Source organism: Buttiauxella sp. (assembly GCF_035271705.1).
GTDB lineage: Bacteria > Pseudomonadota > Gammaproteobacteria > Enterobacterales > Enterobacteriaceae > Buttiauxella.
Genome location: NZ_DATERI010000129.1, coordinates 1 through 17157, shown reverse-complemented (window position 1 = coordinate 17157; position 17157 = coordinate 1). Strand labels below are relative to the sequence as shown.

The 17157-nt window shown below is 50.2% G+C and carries 15 protein-coding genes; 11 read left to right on the top strand and 4 right to left on the bottom strand.

Going from position 1 to position 17157, the window contains the following annotated elements:
• The coding region (locus tag VJY99_RS12055; RefSeq protein ID WP_324118731.1) for an MFS transporter at positions 1-791 on the bottom strand (791 nt) is incomplete at its 3' end.
• Between the two features lie 66 nt (positions 792-857).
• Here VJY99_RS12055 and VJY99_RS12050 point away from each other — a divergent pair.
• On the top strand, positions 858-1094 hold the full coding sequence (locus tag VJY99_RS12050) for a hypothetical protein (protein WP_324118729.1): 237 nt from the start codon (positions 858-860) through the stop codon (positions 1092-1094).
• Positions 1095-1111: 17 nt separating this feature from the next.
• The gene (locus VJY99_RS12045; protein WP_324118727.1) at positions 1112-1315 is read left to right on the top strand and encodes a hypothetical protein; all 204 of its coding nucleotides are present in this window, start codon (positions 1112-1114) and stop codon (positions 1313-1315) included.
• Between the two features lie 70 nt (positions 1316-1385).
• Here the strand turns inward: VJY99_RS12045 and alaC are convergent, their stop codons facing one another.
• Complete coding sequence (alaC, locus tag VJY99_RS12040; protein WP_324118725.1) at positions 1386-2585, bottom strand: alanine transaminase; 1200 nt, start codon at positions 2583-2585, stop codon at positions 1386-1388.
• Positions 2586-2882: 297 nt separating this feature from the next.
• Between alaC and VJY99_RS12035 the strand changes: the two genes are divergently transcribed.
• The 3 genes from VJY99_RS12035 (at position 2883) to VJY99_RS12025 (ending at position 6734) form a co-directional block, all read left to right on the top strand.
• Positions 2883-4124, top strand: a complete 1242-nt coding sequence (locus VJY99_RS12035) for a DUF1479 domain-containing protein (RefSeq protein WP_324118723.1) — start codon at positions 2883-2885, stop codon at positions 4122-4124.
• Positions 4125-4299: 175 nt separating this feature from the next.
• Positions 4300-6006 (top strand): sensor histidine kinase, encoded by a 1707-nt coding sequence (locus VJY99_RS12030; RefSeq protein WP_324118721.1) that lies wholly within the window; start codon positions 4300-4302, stop codon positions 6004-6006.
• Positions 6003-6734 carry a LytTR family DNA-binding domain-containing protein gene (locus tag VJY99_RS12025; protein ID WP_324118719.1) on the top strand — a complete coding sequence of 244 codons (732 nt, stop codon included), beginning with the start codon at positions 6003-6005 and terminating at the stop codon, positions 6732-6734. The genes VJY99_RS12030 and VJY99_RS12025 overlap by 4 nt, the downstream gene beginning before the upstream one ends.
• 102 nt (positions 6735-6836) lie before the next feature.
• Here the strand turns inward: VJY99_RS12025 and glk are convergent, their stop codons facing one another.
• Complete coding sequence (glk, locus tag VJY99_RS12020; protein ID WP_324118717.1) at positions 6837-7802, bottom strand: glucokinase; 966 nt, start codon at positions 7800-7802, stop codon at positions 6837-6839.
• 220 nt (positions 7803-8022) lie between these two features.
• Here glk and VJY99_RS12015 point away from each other — a divergent pair, with 220 nt between their 5' ends.
• Positions 8023-9264 carry an ion channel protein gene (locus VJY99_RS12015; RefSeq protein ID WP_324118715.1) on the top strand — a complete coding sequence of 414 codons (1242 nt, stop codon included), beginning with the start codon at positions 8023-8025 and terminating at the stop codon, positions 9262-9264.
• Between the two features lie 54 nt (positions 9265-9318).
• On the opposite strand, the gene VJY99_RS12010 is transcribed toward VJY99_RS12015, so the two are convergent.
• On the bottom strand, positions 9319-10971 hold the full coding sequence (locus tag VJY99_RS12010) for an alpha-keto acid decarboxylase family protein (RefSeq protein ID WP_324118713.1): 1653 nt from the start codon (positions 10969-10971) through the stop codon (positions 9319-9321).
• Between the two features lie 224 nt (positions 10972-11195).
• Between VJY99_RS12010 and mgrA the strand changes: the two genes are divergently transcribed.
• From mgrA to VJY99_RS11985, 5 genes are all read left to right on the top strand, one after another.
• On the top strand, positions 11196-12185 hold the full coding sequence (gene mgrA, locus VJY99_RS12005; protein WP_324118711.1) for an L-glyceraldehyde 3-phosphate reductase: 990 nt from the start codon (positions 11196-11198) through the stop codon (positions 12183-12185).
• Positions 12186-12337: 152 nt separating this feature from the next.
• Positions 12338-12706, top strand: coding sequence for a DUF2502 domain-containing protein (locus tag VJY99_RS12000; protein WP_324118709.1), 369 nt, complete (start codon positions 12338-12340; stop codon positions 12704-12706).
• A gap of 418 nt (positions 12707-13124) precedes the next feature.
• Positions 13125-13868 (top strand): pilus assembly protein PapD, encoded by a 744-nt coding sequence (locus VJY99_RS11995; protein WP_324118707.1) that lies wholly within the window; start codon positions 13125-13127, stop codon positions 13866-13868.
• Positions 13869-13962: 94 nt separating this feature from the next.
• A complete protein-coding gene (locus VJY99_RS11990; RefSeq protein ID WP_324118705.1) occupies positions 13963-14457 on the top strand; it encodes a CS1 type fimbrial major subunit in 495 nt (164 codons plus the stop codon).
• Between the two features lie 81 nt (positions 14458-14538).
• Positions 14539-17157 (top strand): TcfC E-set like domain-containing protein (locus VJY99_RS11985; protein WP_324118703.1); only part of this gene is annotated, 2619 nt, incomplete at its 3' end.

Genomic DNA, 17157 nt, shown 5'->3' with positions numbered 1-17157 from the left:
ATGATAGGCTCAAATGCCAGCCGCTCTTCATAGATAAAACCGCCAAGCGTCACCACGAAGAAGGCAAAGATGCACCACAGTTGCGGATCAGACCACGCCATCACCGTGCCACCCTGGCTGGTGAACAGAATTAAGCAGGTCAACGAAGCCGCAAGATAACCCGCGCCAAGAAAGTCGATTTGGTGGCGAATGCGTGCCGTTTGCGGTTTCAGCACCGCACCAATCACCAGCAGCGCGAAAACACCGAGTGGCAAGTTGATATAGAAAATCCAGCGCCACGAGAAATGCTCGACCAGGAAGCCGCCAATCAGCGGGCCAATCACGGTAGCAAGCCCGAACACGCCGCCAAACAAGCCCTGATATTTGCCGCGATCCGCAGGCGGGATAACATCACCCACCGCCGCCATGGTGACCACCATCAACCCGCCACCGCCCAACCCTTGCAAGGCACGCATCAGAATTAACTGCGTCATATTTTGTGCCAGCCCGCATAACGCGGAGCCAAGCAAGAACAGCACAATGGCTGTTTGCAGCACGATCTTGCGCCCCAGCAAATCACCAAACTTGCCGTACAGCGGCACCACAATGGTGGAAGAAAGCAGATAAGCGGTGACCACCCAGGAGAGTTGTTCCAGCCCACCCAACTCACTGACAATGGTCGGCAAGGCGGTGGAAACGATGGTCTGGTCGAGTGCGGCGAGCAACATAACCAGCATCAGCGCGCAGAACAGCAAACGAATGGAAGTTGCCTGCGGGTGCGTTTCTGCCTGAGGTGTTTCGGTGACTGTCATGTTACCTGTCAGTTTGGGATTAATTAATTTGGTAATTAATGTAGGGTGAATAGTTTCACCCGGTCAATGGATGACGCACAAAATGCCCCTGAAAATGGCCGTGAAAAATCCGAAATTTGTTGGTTAAATGCTGACACTGACCTTCTCCAGCCGTTTAGCCCGCAACGTTTAGCTCGCGACGATGTGTCATTAAATACATTGATAGCACTAATGATTAAGCTTTTTCCTAATTTACCCGCACCAAAAATAATGGATTATGCTCACGCCAGAAACGGCGTTTCCGCTGCGGTGGCTTTTTCTTAATTTTGGATTAAACAGCAATGAAAAAAATAATGTTGATGATGGTTGTGGGTATGGTTGGAACATTGGTTGGTTGCAGTTCTCCGGCGCAGCGCCAGGCAGAATGCCAGGCTCAGGGAGTCAGCAAAGATGCCTGTTATATGGCCGAGCAGAATCGCCAGAACTCGATCAATAGCGCGGCAATGAAGCAGGCGATGGAAAACGCCCATGACGCGGTAAAATAAACCAGCGATTTCATCATTAATCCAGGCTCGTCAGAGCCTGTTCTTTATTTAGTCGGGTTTAAAAACGTATCTATAAACCATCGGCACGGAACATGGCTTTAATGCCACGCACCGCCTGGCGGATACGATCGCGGTTTTCAATTAACGCGAAGCGCACATGCGTATCACCGTATTCACCAAAACCGACACCTGGCGAGACACACACCTTCGCGTCCTTAAGCAGTTTTTTGGCAAACTCCAGCGACCCCATCGCCGCATATTGTTCAGGAATTTTCGCCCACACATACATCGACGCTTTTGGGCATTCGACCATCCAGCCCGCTTCGTGCAAGCCTTTAACTAAGACATCACGGCGGCGTTTGTACTGTTCGGCAATATCACGCACACATTGTTGGTCACCTTCGAGTGCCGCAATCGCCGCGACTTGCAGCGGCGTAAAGGTGCCGTAGTCGTGGTAACTTTTTATTCTGGCCAGCGCGTTCACCAGCTCTTTATTGCCCACCATAAACCCGATGCGCCATCCCGCCATGTTGTAGCTTTTCGACAGGGTAAAGAATTCGACGGCCACATCACGAGCGCCTGGTACTTCCATAATTGACGGGGCTTTCCAGCCGTCATAAACGATATCGGCGTACGCCAAATCATGCACCACCAGCACGTCGTAACGCTTAGCCAGTGCGACAACACGTTCAAAAAACTCCAGTTCCACGCACTGCGCAGTTGGGTTCGACGGGAAGCCGAGGATCATCATTTTCGGTTTCGGGTAGCTTTCGCGAATCGCACGTTCCAGCTCGGCAAAGAAATCCACGCCTTCTACCAATGGCACTGAACGCACTTGCGCCCCAGCAATCACCGCACCGTAGATATGAATCGGATAACTTGGGTTTGGCACCAGCACCGTGTCGCCATGGTCGAGCGTTGCCAGCATCAAGTGTGCCAGACCTTCTTTCGAGCCGATGGTGACAATCGCTTCGCTTTCAGGGTCGATGTCAACGTCGTAGCGCTCTTTGTACCAACCAGAAATGGCGCGACGTAAACGCGGAATACCGCGCGAAGTAGAGTAACCGTGCGTGTCTTCGCGCTGCGCAACCGTACAGAGTTTTTCAACGATATGCGGCGGAGTCGGGCCATCAGGGTTGCCCATACTGAAATCAATAATATCTTCGCCACGGCGACGGGCCGCCATTTTCAGTTCAGCGGTGATATTAAACACATACGGAGGGAGACGATCGATACGCGAAAAATGACGTTTTGGACTGGAGTCAGTCATAAATTCCTCAGCTTTACGTTAGCGCCCGGACCGTCCGAGCGACGCTGCCACGTGATGTGGCTTGCTTAGAAAATAGCCTGAATAAAATTCATCTGTCGAGAGGGGAGGAAAAATATTTTTAATTCGCCATAAAAGAGGAAGCTTCATTTGAAGCTAATCCCTATTTTATTTGATAAACACGATCTATATTAACCATGTCGCAACATTATTATACGTATCCGTTAGCATTCGAGTTGCAGCCAACACCCCTGCGGCTCGAAGGATGACGGATAACTTTAGATGACGTGGAGCACTACCATGACCCTACACATTGATGATCTACCGCGTGCAATCCGTGAGATAAAACAACAACTTCGCCACGCGCTTCCTGACTACAAAGCGGTTTTCGAACAACTCGAAGGCGATATGAAGCGCCAGATTACTGAAATTCGCGCCGAGCTTGATCGCGGTGAAAATCCGGTCCCGCAAATTAATGCCGATGACATTGTTAATCATCGGGTCAGCGAGCAACAAAAGGCGCTGATTCGCCAGCGCGGTTGCTGCACCGTCAAAGGCGTATTCCCGCAGGCTCAGGCTCAAGCCTGGAATGAAGAGGTCGGCAATTATCTTGAGCGCAATAACTTCGTCGAGAAATTAAAGAACGCCGCAGAAGATAACTATTTCGGCACACTTGCTGCGAGTAAGCCGCAAATTTATGGTATTTACTGGTCAAAGCCACAGGTCGAAGCACGCCAACATGCACGCATGAAAGCGGTACAGGTTTTCCTGAATAATTTGTGGGAAACCGAGAGCAACGGTAAGCAGCATTTCGACCCGGATCGCGTGGTGAGTTATGCCGACCGTACCCGCCGTCGCCCGCCTCACTCAAATTCTTTGGGCCTGTCTCCACATGTGGATGGGGGGTCGGTTGAGCGCTGGCTGGATGAGAATTTCCGCCATGTTTATCGCCATGTGTTCTCCGGTGAGTGGCAGCAGTACAACCCATTTGCCGCTGAAGGCCGCACAGAAGTGCGTGAATTCCCGTCTCCGGCAGTGTGTTCGATGTTCCGTACTTTCCAGGGCTGGACGGCAATTAGCCCACAACGTAAGCATGGCGGCACGCTGACATTGTTGCCGGTGGCGAACGCGATGGCTTACATTTTACTGCGTGCATTACAAGACGATGTGCCGGAGGAGTCGCTATGCGAAGCGAAGCCTGGGCGTGCGCTGTCTATTAACAATCAGTGGCATCCCCTTTTATTAACAGGGATTTCCTCAATTCCAAATATGGAAGCAGGCGACACCGTTTTCTGGCACTGCGATGTCATTCATGCTGTTGAAAATGAACACCTTGGTGAGTTCGACAGCAACGTGATGTATATCGCCGCCGCCCCATGGTGTGAGAAAAACGCCGCTTACCTTGAGCGCCAGTGGTCATCATTTGTTGAAGGCAAATCACCGCCTGATTTTGCTGCGGATGATTTCGAGGTTGATTTCACCGGGCGTGCAACACCGGAAGAGTTAACACCGGCGGGTCGCGAACAGTTGGGCGGAAAGTAAGGCATTTTGTTCCTAAAAGAGTCGGATGACGCTTCGCTTATCCGACCGACGAAAACGGAAGGCTGGATTAGCGCGAGCGACATCCGCCTTCTTTTTAGCAATAAGCCACGTTTCTGGTAACCACTCAGTTATTTCCTTATCATTGCCCTTCCATTCTTTGTCACGCGAGTCACCCGTGCACGAAATTTTTAATATGCTGCTGGCGGTTTTTGACCGGGCGGCGCTGATGCTTATTTGCCTGTTCTTTTTAATTCGCATCCGCCTGTTTCGCGAGCTACTGCATAAAAATGCCCATACGGCCAAAGAATTGCTGGCGGTCACGGCGATTTTCTCGATGTTCGCCCTGTTCAGTACCTGGTCCGGGGTTCATGTTGAAGGTTCGCTGGTCAACGTGCGAATTATCGCCGTGATGGCTGGCGGTATCTTATTTGGGCCATGGGTCGGCATTATTACCGGGGTTATTGCAGGTATTCACCGTTATCTTATTGATATAGGTGGTATTACCGCTATTCCCTGCCTGATTACCAGTATTGTCGCTGGAGGTATCGCGGGTGGGATAAACCGCAAAATACCGAAAGCACAACATTGGCGTGTGGGGATTATTGCCGGGATGCTGTGCGAAACCATGACCATGGTTTTAGTCGTTCTGTGGGCTCCATCCGTTTCACTGGGCATTGATATCGTGTCAAAAATCGGTATTCCGATGATTCTCGGCACCGTCTCAATCGGCTTTATTGTGTTGCTGGTGCAAAGTGTCGAAGGCGAAAAAGAGGCCAGCGCTGCGCGTCAGGCCAAGCTGGCACTGGATATCGCGAATAAAACCCTGCCGTTGTTCCGTAACGTGAATAGCGAATCACTGCGCCAGGTTTGCGATATTATTCGCAAGGATATTAACGCCGATGCCGTGGCAATTACCGATATCGACAAAGTGCTGGCATATGTGGGCGTTGGGGAAAATAACTATAAGCAAAGTGATGTTGGCATCAGCCCAAGAACCCAACTTTCGCTACGCGAAGGGAAGATAATCATCAGGAATAATGATGAAGCCTATCGTACCCCGGAAATTCACTCGCTGATTATTATCCCGCTGTGGGAAAAAGGTGTCGTCACTGGCACGCTGAAAATCTATTACCGTCACGCGCACCAGATAACGTCGACATTGCAGGAAATGGCGGTTGGGCTTTCACAAATTATCTCTACGCAGTTGGAGGTTTCCCGTGCCGAACAGTTGCGCGAAATGGCCAATAAAGCCGAGTTACGTGCATTACAAAGCAAGATAAACCCGCATTTTCTGTTCAATGCGTTGAATGCAATTTCGTCCTCTATTCGTATCAACCCCGATACCGCACGCCAGCTGATTTATAATTTGTCGCGCTATCTGCGTTACAACATTGAATTAAAAGACGATGAGCAGATCGATATTAAAAAAGAGCTGTATCAGATTAAGGATTACATCGCCATTGAGCAGGCGCGTTTTGGCGACAAACTGACGGTGATTTATCACATTGATGAAGAGGTGAATTGTTTGATTCCCAGCCTGCTTATTCAGCCACTGGTGGAGAACGCGATTGTCCACGGAATACAGCCGTGTAAAGGCAAAGGAGTGGTCACCATCAGCGTTGAGGAGAGTGGCAATCGCGTGCGTATTGCGGTGAGGGACACCGGCAACGGTATTGATCCGCAGGTCATTGAACGCGTAGAGGCCAACGAAATGCCAGGCAATAAAATTGGCCTGTTGAATGTGCATCACCGCGTAAAATTACTCTACGGAGAAGGCCTGCATATCCGCCGCCTTGAGCCGGGCACTGAGATTGCGTTTTACGTGCCGCACGCTGCCAGCGCCGTTCCACCGTTATTGTCGCAGCAAGGAGGAAATGCATGAAAGTTCTCATCGTAGAAGATGAAGTGCTGGCGCAACAGGAGTTGAACTGGCTTATCAAAGAGCACAGCCAGATGGACGTTGTCGGCACCTTTGATGACGGCATGGATGTGCTGAAATATCTGCAACATCATGAAGTTGATGCCATCTTTCTTGATATCAACATTCCTTCGTTAGACGGCGTTTTGCTGGCGCAAAATATCAGTAAGTTTGCCCATAAGCCGTTTATTGTGTTTATCACTGCCTGGAAAGAGCATGCGGTGGAAGCGTTTGAGCTCGAAGCGTTCGACTACATTCTGAAGCCTTATCAAGAGTCACGTATTATTGGGATGCTGCAAAAACTGGAAGCCGCTTTCCAGCAACAAAATGCCCCCGCTTCCGCTAATACCACAGCGCGTGAAACGTTGACCATTAATCTGGTGAAAGATGAGCGGATTATCGTTACGGATATTAACGATATTTACTATGCCGAAGCACACGAGAAAATGACCTTTGTGTATACGCGGCGTGAAGCGTATGTGATGTCGATGAATATTAGTGAGTTTTGCAACCGCCTGCCGGAAAGTCATTTCTTCCGTTGCCATCGCTCATATTGCGTTAACCTGAGCAAAATCCGCGAGATAGAGCCGTGGTTTAACAATACCTATATTTTACGTCTGCAGGATTTGGATTTTCAGGTGCCGGTGAGTCGCAGCAAAGTGAAAGAGTTTCGCCAGTTGATGCGCTTGTAAAACGGGTGCAAGAATGTGCACCCGTCTATATCCAAAATAATTCGAGCAGCATCGCGCGCGCAAGGAAGCGACAAAGATGCGGCTTGAAGTATGAAGGGGATATTACAGAACCTGCCCCAGCGTTTGACGCAAATGCGCCCCGGCACCCAGCAATCCTGGTTGGTCATGAACAATCAGGTACACCGGAATATTGTGTACGTATTCTTTAAAGCGCCCTTTATCTTCAAAACCGCCGCGGAAACCGGAAGCTTTAAAGAACTCGAGGAAACGTGGCACGATGCCACCTGCGATGTACACGCCGCCAAATGTCCCGAGGTTCAATGCGAGGTTGCCACCAAAACGCCCAAGAATGACGCAGAACAATGACAACGCACGACGGCAGTCGGTGCAACTGTCTTCCAGTGCCTTTTCGGTGATGTCTTTCGGCTTATAGCCTTCCGGCTCACGCCCGTCTGATTTAACAATCGCACGATACAAATTCACTAAACCTGGGCCTGAGAGCACCCGTTCAGCGGAAACGTGGCCAATTTCAGTGCGCAGCTCTTCGAGGATAATCCCCTCTTCTTCGCTGTTAGGCGCAAAATCAACGTGACCGCCTTCGCCCGGCAGACTCACCCAACGTTTATCAACATGAACCAGATGTGCCACCCCAAGCCCGGTGCCTGCGCCATAAACTGCAATCGGTTTGCCTTCTACCGGCTCACCACCACCAAACTTAATCAGGTGTTCTTCTTTGAGCGCCGGAATAGCCATCGAAACGGCAGTAAAGTCGTTGATGATTTCCAGATGTTCAAAACCGAGATTTTTTTTCATCTCGGCGGTAGAGAATGCCCAGGTATGGTTGGTCATCGCTACCCAATCACCGGTAATCGGGCAAGCAATGGCGATACAACCGTCAGTCACGCTGACATTGTGCTCTTTGAGATAATGCACCACGACCGCTTCCAGACTTGGGAAATCAAGGCCCGAATAGGTTTTTGCCTGGGTGATGTCACCATTTTCAACGTTGCACAGTGCCAGACGCGCATTGGTGCCGCCTACATCTCCCACCAAAGCATATTTTGTCATTCTTCCACTGCTCCGCTAAAGTCAAAATAAGATCTGGCATCACTGTAAAATTAGCTAGCCTAAACAACAACGACCAGATGAGAAGTGCCTTGGGAATATTGATCTTCGTCACAAATTAGCTTGAGCGTTTCAGCCCTGATGGCAGCCAGGCTTAACAACTCATCAGACAGACTGTTTGCCGCAGCAATTTGCGCTAAATAATTTAGAGTAAGGAAAATTTATGCTCCATCCGCGAGCCAGGACCATGTTGGTCCTTTCCATCCCAGCATTAGTTATCGGGATTTGTTCCAGTCTGGTATTGATCGTGGTGATGAAAGTCGCTGCGGTTTTACAGAAATATTTGTGGGTTACCCTGCCCTCACATTTCGACCTCGATATGAATTCCCCGATGTGGATCCTTTTGATGCTGACCTTCACCGGTATTGCGGTTGGGTTGGTGGTTCGCTATATGCCTGGCCATGCCGGACCTGATCCTGCAACCGAGCCCTTGATTGGCTCACCGGTATCGGTGGCGGTGCTTCCTGGGTTGCTTATTGCACTGGTGTTAGGGCTTGCTGGTGGGGTCAGCCTCGGGCCGGAACATCCTATTATGTCGGTGAATATTGCGCTCGCGGTGGCGATTGGCGCACGTTTCTTACCCAGAGTCGCAGCGCTCGACTGGACTATCCTCGCAGCAGCTGGAACCATCGGTGCACTATTTGGTACGCCAGTCGCGGCAGCTTTGGTGTTTTCGCAAATGTTGAATGGCAGCAACGATGTGCCGTTGTGGGACCGGCTTTTTGCCCCACTAATGGCCGCCGCTGCCGGCGCCATGACCACGGATTTGTTCTTCCAGCCTGACTTCTCGTTACCTGTGGTGCAATATCAGGAATTACGTCTGGTGGATATCTTTAGCGGCGCCGTGGTGGCCACTATCGCCATTGCATTGGGCATGATCGCCGTTTGGTGCTTGCCGCGTGCACACCGCATGATTCATCAGCTAAAACATCCCGTGTTGATTCTTGGTACGGGGGGTTTTCTGTTAGGTGTATTAGGGCTGATTGGTGGTGAAGTCACGCTGTTCAAAGGGCTGGATGAAATGCGCCAGCTCGCCGTCGCTCAGCATTATTCTGTGGCAACTTTGCTGATGTTTGCGCTGGTAAAACTGGCCGCACTGGTGATTGCGTCAGCCTGTGGTTTCCGTGGCGGGCGGATATTCCCGGTGGTGTTCGTCGCAGTGGCACTGGGTATGATGCTCCATCAGCATGTCGAAGCGGTTCCGGCGGCGATTACGCTGTCTTGCGCCATCCTTGGCCTGGTATTGGTTGTTACGCGTGATGGCTGGCTGAGTCTGTTTATGGCAATGGCTGTGGTGCCAGATATCAAACTGCTTCCGCTGCTGTGTATCGTGATACTCCCAGCCTGGTTACTGCTGGCCGGCAAACCGGTGATGATGGCCGATAAGCCTAAGCCTAAGATATAGATCGCTATTTGATTTGTTATTTTGGTCCCGGGCAGTGCTCAGAATCCTCACGTACTAGGTAGCATTGCGTTTCGCAAGCGAAGTCGTGATGGCCTGCAACAACTCGGGGATATCTTGTTTTGGCAGAACGACTTCCACAAGCGACAGCCGTTCTGCTTTTGCCACCGTCTGCATCACCTCTTCCAACTGCACTGTCTCCGTCACTCGCCAGCATTGCGCCGGATTATCAACATTCATCGCCTGTGGGATTAGCGTCCAGTTCCACGCCGCAATGTCGTTATACCGCTGCTCCGCACCGTGAATCGCCCGCTCAACGGTGTAACCGTCGTTATTGAGCAAGAAGATAACGGGCCGTTGTTGGTCACGCAGCATTGAGCCTATTTCTTGAATGGTGAGTTGTGCCGAACCGTCCCCCACCAGCAGTATTACACGTCTGTTTGGACAGGCTGTTTGCGCTCCAAACGCCGCAGGGAGTGTAAAACCAATCGACCCCCAGAGCGGTTGGGCGATAAACGTCACGCCTGCGGGTAAGGTCAGTGATGCTGCACCAAATGCGGCGGTTCCCTGGTCGGCAAGAACGATGTCACCCGCTTGTAGGAATTTTTGCATCGACTGCCAGAAAGCGTGCTGATCCAGTGTATGGGGGGTTGCGGCGGGTAACGCCGGAGGCTTTTGTTGGGGGACAGGCCAACCCGACACCTGGTGTTTACACAACTGATGCAGCACCTCAACCGCGTGCGCCATCGCAATGCCACTGAACCAGCGGTCAGCAATGCGCGTGGCATTTGGCTGGATATCGATAGTCTGTTCTAAGGTGAAGTGTTGTGTGAATCCGGCGGTGAGAGTGTCGGTGAATTTGACGCCGACGCAGATGACAAGCTCGGCCTCTTCAATAGCCTGTATGACCTTTTCATCACTGGCGGAGGCGCTGTATGTTCCGACAAACCCCTGCTGGCCCTCATCGAATAAGCCTTTCCCCATCAGCAAGGTGGCATGAGGCATTGGCGTGTTATCCATCCATTGTTGTAATGCTTTTTGTTGCCCAAAACGCAGCGCCAGGAAATCAGCCAATAACGCAACGCTGCGGCTTTCTGCCAGTCGCTCCTGAGCACACGCGCGGAATTCGGCCAGTAATGCGGGGTCACTGCCTGATGGCACAGCGAAAAGAGCTTGAGTCGGGCGAGTTGCGAGAGCCTGAGAGACATCACTTGGCAGGAGAATATAACCTGGGCGGCGCTGTGTGAGCGCCTGTTGCAAAACACGGTCGATTTCGTAACAGGCATTTTCTGCGGTGAGGGACGCCTGCGCCACCGTTACCTCCTGCGCCATTCTTGCAAAATGGCCGAAGTCCCCGTCGCCCAGGGTGTGGTGGAGTAACTCACCGCGCCGCTGCGCCCCGATACAGGGGGCACCCACAATATGGATAACCGGTAAATATTCGGCGTAACTTCCGGCGATGCCGTTAATCGCGCTTAACTCGCCAACGCCAAATGTCGTTAGCAGTGCCGCCGCGCCGTTGCAACGTGCATATCCGTCGGCGGCGTAAGCGGCGTTCAGTTCGTTGGCACACCCAACCCAGCCGAGGGTCGGGTTTTCAATCACACTGTCCAGAAACTGTAAGTTGTAATCACCGGGGACACCAAACAAATGGTTGATCCCGACTTCGGTGAATCGGTCCAGGATATAGTCCGCTACACGGTAAGTCATGACGCATTCCTTCTCAGAGGGCTTACAGTGAGTATTGGGCATATGTGATCGCTGTCGAGGAACCGCGAAAATAAGGGAGTGGAAAGAGGGATTTACACTTAACTGGGGTGTAGTCTGGTAGCCCGAAACGTTGTGAAACCGTATACACTCACCCTAAATAATTCGAGTCGCAGGTAGACCGCGAACGCCGAATCACGAGTAATTTAACTGACAAGGGAACCAACATGGTTTATCAGGCAAGTTCTGCGCGTTATGAATCAATGGAATACCGCCGATGCGGGCGCAGTGGAATCAAACTCCCTGCTATATCGCTGGGCTTATGGCACAACTTTGGTGATGCCACATTGCTCGATAACAGCCGCCAGTTGTTACGCCGTTCTTTTGATTTGGGGATCACCCATTTTGACCTGGCAAATAACTACGGCCCGCCTCCCGGTTCTGCTGAAGAAAACTTTGGCCGCATACTGCGTGAAGATTTCCTTCCATACCGCGATGAACTGATTATTTCGTCAAAAGCGGGATACACCATGTGGGAAGGCCCCTACGGCGATTGGGGTTCGCGTAAGTATTTGATTTCAAGCCTTGATCAGAGCCTGAAGCGTATGGGGCTTGAGTATGTCGACATCTTCTATCACCACCGCCCAGACCCTGAAACGCCGCTGGAAGAGACGATGCGCGCGCTGGATACCGTTGTGCGTCAGGGCAAAGCACTGTATGTCGGCATCTCAAATTATCCGGCAGAACTGGCAGCTCAAGCCATTGATATTTTGAACGATCTCGGTACACCATGCCTTATCCATCAGCCTCGCTATTCGATGTTCGAGCGTTGGGTGGAAGCCAGTTTGCTGGATGTTTTGCAAGATAAAGGCGTCGGTAGCATTGCGTTTTCGCCTCTGGCGGGTGGCCAGTTGACTGACCGTTATCTGAACGGGATCCCAGCTGACTCACGGGCTGCCAGTAGTAGTAAGTTCCTTAATGCTGACCAACTCACTGCTGAGAAACTGGAAAAAGTACGTCAATTGAATGCGATAGCGCAACGTCGTGGGCAGAAGCTTTCCCAGATGGCACTGGCGTGGGTACTGCGTGGTGATAAGGTGACATCGGTTCTGATTGGTGCGAGTAAAATCAGTCAAATTGATGATGCCGTGGGCATGTTAGAGAATCGCCATTTCAGCGCAGCAGAGCTTGCAGAGATCGAAGAAATATTAGTGTAACCGCTAACACTAACCTGTTTTAATTTTAATCTAAATTAGCAAAAAGTGCTCTTTTCTGAGAATTAGGATTAGTGCCGATGAAATACTTGTTTACCACATCTTACTATTACGTTAACAAGCCGCCTGGCGGTTATCGTGTATTAGGAGAGAGTATGTTCAGGTCACTGATTCTTGCAGTTGCATTACTAGCCTTTGTACCGCTGGCGAATGCGGGCGAAATCACCCTGCTGCCGTCGATTAAGCTTCAGATAGGCGATCAAGATTATCGCGGTAATTACTGGGATGGTGGCGGTTGGCGTGACCGCGATTACTGGCATCATCACTACCAATGGCGCGATAACCACTGGCGTCGCCATGATAATGGCCTTCATCGTGGCTGGTATAAAGACCGTGGTCGGGGCAGTTTCGAAAGTGGCTACCGTGCGGGCTGGAATGATCGTGATGATCATCGTGGACGTGGCGGTCGTGGCCATGGCCGTGGCGGTCACGGGGGTGGTCACGGCGGTGGTCATCGCCATTAATTGAGGTCTGGCTCGAGATTGAATAAAGCCGTCTGCTGGCATCAGCAGGCGGCTTTTTTTTACCTTAAAACAAGGACTAGGCTCGCTAATTCTCGGTTTTATTGACTGTTATTCACCGTTATTCAGTAATGATAAATATATGTTTCAGTTATCTGGAATATTCAAAATATCAATTAACAGATGATATACATCACTCTTATCAAGTAATAAAAAACCTTATAATTCATTCACTAAAAAGCCATATCAATTGTTAATCATCCGTTACACACTCCAAAAAAGAGTTTAACCCATCAGTCACCGTTATAATTGCCCCTATTAAAGACCGATTATCATATGTATGATTTGCCTCATTGAAACGGACAACTTTATTTACCTATCTGGCAAGGAATGACTCACATCTATTAACGAGAATTATTCGATGACCCGCATGAGAAAAAAACTTATTGCCAGGCATATTATCCTTGCCGTTAGCGGCACTTTATTTGCTTGTTCCGCATTTGCCAGTATCACAGTTTACCCAATGTCGGTAAAAATGAACCCGCAAGGCGCCGGGCAAATTAAAACGATATCGGGTTCTAAACAAACTGAATATATCAAAGCAACCATTAAGAAAATTGATAATCCTGGGACAACACAGGAGAAAGAGACAGAGGTTACTCAGGGTGATAGCAAAAATCTGGTTATTACCCCGGAAAAATTTGCATTAGCCGCCGGCACAACCCGCATCACGCGACTCGTTAATATGCAGACACCGACAATGGAGCAAGTCTACCGCGTCTATTTCAACCCGATATCCAGCATGGATAACGAACAGGCCCCCGACACCACCAGTGTGAATAACAAAGTGGGGGTGAATATTAGCTGGGGTGCACTGGTATTCGTGCCACCACTGAAACCAGAAATTAACTTTACATTTGATGCGCAGCAGAGGCGTATCAATAATACAGGGACAATTCATATTGAATTATCCCGCATAGGATTATGTCCGACTCAAAATGACGATGCAGGATGTAAATGGACACCGATCACCAAAAAGATCTATCCACAACAATCTTTCACATTACCCGCATCCATTCCTACCACATCAAAGGGTGTTATTAAATTGGAATACCGTAACTGGGTAGATAAGAGTACGGCAGAAAAAGAATTTATAGTGTCCTAAATAAAAAACCACCTGTTATTTTATTTATCACATTAGTTTTAAACTCTCGCGCATATTGATTGTGCAAATTAACTTCATCTATAGGATATTTATTATGAACGCTGTTATGAAATCAGTTATTGCTGCTATTGCTTTTGGTGTTGCTGTTAATGCTTTTGCTGTTGAGAAAGATATTACGGTTAATGCCACCGTGGATTCGACTCTGGATATGACATTGTCAGACGGCCAACCATTACCCGCCAGTGTAGATATGCAGTATACCCCGGGCGTGGGTCTGGCTCCGACCACTCTGGAGACCAAAATATGGTCAAACGATGCCGCCAAAGATATTAAGGCCAGCCTCAGCTCCACACCTGTACTGACCAACACCACGGGTACCGGTACACAAACACTGGCGGTGAAACTGGGTACACAAGCCATTACTCCGGTACCGGCAACGTTGGCTGCCGCAGTGCTGTTCCCTACCGGCGAAGTGGATCAGGGTTCTGTCACCCTGCCACTGGAAATTTTACCGGCAACCACAGCACCACTGGCCTCAGGTAACTACACCGGCATGGTTTCACTGATCCTGACTCAGGCAACCGAATAAGTTTTCGCTTAAGTACCCTCAACGCAACCTGTGCCCTGCATCAGCAGGGTGGCAGGTTTTTTTTCTAAAAAGGAGATAAGTATGAATATATGGAAAGCATCTGCATGCTGTCTGGGCATTCATCTCGCCCTTTTTGGAACCCTGGCATTTGCCGATTCAGCCGTTCCGGCCGGTTTTGAAGAACTGGTGACCGGGCAAGACTTGTGGGTCGATGTGAATTTGTTAGGCCAATCAGCAGGATTATTTGAAGCAAAAGTGACTCTTGATACCGTCCAGTTTTTGAAACCCATGGAGGTATTAAACGCACTGAATTTACCGATTAAAAAAGAGAGCCAGCAATATCAACAACTGGTCGAACAAATTGCTCAACCCCTGCCCCGTAACGGTAATCTCGCCTGTAGCAGCAACAATAATGCGGCAGGTTGCGGTTATATTGACACCGATAAACTGGCGATTATTTACGACGAAAATGATTCTAAAATCAGCATATTCGTGGATAAAAAACTGTTGCCCGAAGGCGATAAACACGCGCTGTATTACACCCCAACCCGCCAGAGCGAAAACGCGTTTATCCATCAACAAAACCTGAATATTATTGCGCAACAGGATTACAGCAGCCTCTCTTTACAAGGTGCGGGTGCGCTGGGTGTGCTGACCAATGGTTATATCGGCTTTGACTGGTCGCTTAATGCTTACCGTGAAGATGATACCAGTGAGCAAAGCGTCAATATTGACGATCTCTATTACCGCCAGAGTTTAGGCCAGCGCCATTATGTGCAAGCCGGACGCATGGATTCGCGGGATCTTTCCAGCAATCTTGGTGGGAATATTAGTTTTTCTATGCTGCCACTCGGTGCCATTGACGGTATTCGTGCCGGGAGCTCATTGAGCTATCTCAATAAGGAAGAGGCCAGCAAAGGCTCACCGATTGTGGTACTGCTGTCACGAAAATCGCGCGTGGATGCCTATCGTGGTAATCAACTGCTGGGGACGTTTTACCTCAATAGCGGCTCCAATACTCTGGATACCGGCAATTTCCCGTCGGGCAGTTATGGCGTCACGCTCAAAATTTATGAAGATAACGCTTTGGTTCGCACCGAGGTTCAGCCGTTTACCAAAACAGGCGGAATCGGTGATGGACATATGCAGTGGTTTGTTCAGGGCGGAAGGGTCGCCGATGATATCGAGTCGTATGACAGTCATCAGAAAATAGAGTCAGCCACGGCGATGCAGGCCGGTTTCAGGCTACCGATTGGCAGTTCAACCACCCTGACCGCGGGCGTTGCCAAAATCGACAATCAGCATTTTGAGGAAGGGGGTGTTGAATGGACACACGGTTTCGATAACAAACTATTAGATGGCGTATTGGATATTCAGGCCAACATTCTGACCGGCAGCGACGGGACGCATGGCGACGCCGAGCAACTGAGCTATAACGACGGTTTTTCTCTCAGCGTTTACCATAATGCAGCTTACGGTAATGAATGCCAGACCGACGGGAGCCGTACTGATTATGCCGATATTGGCTGCTATGAAACGCTGAATGCGACCGTGGCGGTGCCGATTCAAAAATGGTCTGTGTCGCTGGGCTATACGAAAAATACCAACACCAGCCTGACCAACGATAATTATGAAACCTCACGGTCATTTGAGGACAATATGGCGAACGCAACTCAGGCCAACTCGTCCTCCCGCACTGTACAACTTACGCTTAACCGCACCTTTAGCTGGAGCACTTTAAACCTCAGCACCCGTTTGGGTGGCTATCGCCGCACCGGTGATGACGCCGGCAATAACGATAACGGTATTTACGCCGGCTTTACGCTCACACGCAGCACCCCGGCAAATGGAAATGGACGTTCCAGCCATACTTCCGTCAGTACGGATTATGAAGGGAGCCAACAAGGTTCCGGAGATTTTAACTACAGCGCCAGCCAGGACTGGGACTGGGGAGCAAACGACCAGCATCAGCTCGGCTTTAGCGTAGGCGGAAATAACAGTACCAATATTAATGCCGATGTTCACGGCCACCTTAACGGGCAGTATGGCGATGCTTCAATGATGCTATCTGACAGCTATGACCGAACCCAACAAACGCATCAGGCGGCATTAAGTGGCAGCTACAGTTCATCGATGGCGGCGTCACGCTCAGGCTTCTTCTGGGGGCCTTCCGGTACCGGTGCACCGGGTGCGGCCGTGGCGGTGGAAGTGAATCAGGGTGAAGACAGCGACACCGATAACAATGCACTGGTCAATGTCGCCGTTGACGGCGGGGGTTCAGCCACCATGGGCCAGGGAAATAAAGCGCTGTTCCCGGTGTCTGGCTTTGAACCAGGAAATGTCTCCGTGATTGAAAACAGTGATGCCGGACGGGGCAGTATGGCCAACATCACCAGCGGTGCAGGCAACCAGTCGGTGTTCCTGCTGCCAGGTAAGATGAAAGTTCGCGAAGTTAAAATGGAATCTCACTACACCTATATTGGCACGCTACTTTCCGATACCGGTAAACCGATTACCGAGGCTCACTTGCTGAACAGCAGTTCATTTATTTCTTCAGAGGATGGCGGCTTTAGCGCTGAACTGACTTCTCAACCGAAAGATCTTTATCTAAAAACCAAGAGCGAGCTTTATCAGTGCCCGCTAAAGGTTGAGTCGAAGCGTGATGTTGTGCGCTTCGTGGGGGAAACGCACTGCACGCTG